Consider the following 1,121-nt stretch of genomic DNA (forward strand, 5'->3'; position numbering starts at 1 on the left):
CCAAACCCCGCGGGCGCCTTATTAGACAAAGCCGCCGCAACGGTCTCCGCCTCCGGCTCTCCGCTCACCGGGATCTGTGTGGCGTTGTAGTCCCCGGACTGGGGCATCACCGCACCGGTCCGGCTATTGAAGGAGGCCACACCGTTTTCTCCCGCCGGACCGGTGGGGCCTGTGGGACCAGCCGCTCCGGCGGGCCCCGTTGGTCCTGTCGGGCCTACCGCGCCGGCCTGTCCGCCGGGCCCCGTTGGTCCTGTCGGGCCGGTGGGGCCGCCTGCCGGTCCCGTGGGCCCCATTGGCCCCGCGGGACCTGTGGCTCCGGTTTCTCCTGTCGGGCCTGTCGGTCCCGTTGGCCCTGCTTCTCCGGCGGGGCCTGTCTGCCCCGGGGCTCCTGTGGGGCCGGTGGGACCCGCCGCTCCGGCCGCGCCTGTCGGTCCAACCGGCCCAGTTGGTCCGGTTTCTCCAATGGGACCTGTCGGCCCCTGTGCTCCCGTGGGTCCGGTGGGACCTGTCGCCCCGGTTTCTCCCTTCAGGGATGCCAGGTATTCCTCCTCCGTTCCCTTGAAGCCGTGCTTCACCGCAAGGCCGTAGGCCGAAAGATAGTAGGGAGGGTTGTTGTACGGCGGTCCGCCGCAGTCACTCCACCTCATGCCGTCTCGCCTCCTCGCTGCAATATCCCTCCGCAGGATCGTATGTCTGGCAGAACCAGCACACAAACGCCGTGTACGCGCTGTTGTAAATGGTCATGGAGTCCGCGTACTTGTTATACTCTCCGTTCTCCGCGTCGATCCTGGCCTGCAGATACAGCGGATACAGATCGTCGTAGGGAGGATCCACCAACAGCTCCCGGTCCATATCCGCCGGATATTGCAAGTCCAGCTCCCGGATCTGCGCCGGGGCCATCAAAAAGACCTCCGCCTGCAGGCGTCCTTCCAGGCGGCGCAACCACTGGAACTTTGTCTCCTCGCTGAAAGCGTTGGGTTTCACGGCATCCGCCGCCGCGATGGCATCCTTGACCTTCATTCGTATCCGCCTCCCTTCGTCCTCGCAAACTCCGCTCTGCTCACTTTGCGTCCGGCAAATCTCGCAACGCTCCGTTGCGCCCCAAGGGCACTTCCGCGCCC

Annotated in this window: 1 protein-coding gene; it reads right to left on the reverse strand. The window is 66.1% G+C overall.

Features of this window, described 5'->3' with window-relative positions; genetic code table 11:
- Nucleotides 1–633: 633 nt before the first annotated feature.
- Complete coding sequence (locus HMPREF1546_RS13060) at nt 634–1,020, reverse strand: hypothetical protein (protein ID WP_021750886.1); 387 nt, start codon at nt 1,018–1,020, stop codon at nt 634–636.
- Nucleotides 1,021–1,121 lie beyond the last annotated feature (101 nt).

This window comes from Oscillibacter sp. KLE 1745 (genome assembly GCF_000469445.2).
Classification (GTDB): domain Bacteria; phylum Bacillota; class Clostridia; order Oscillospirales; family Oscillospiraceae; genus Oscillibacter; species Oscillibacter welbionis.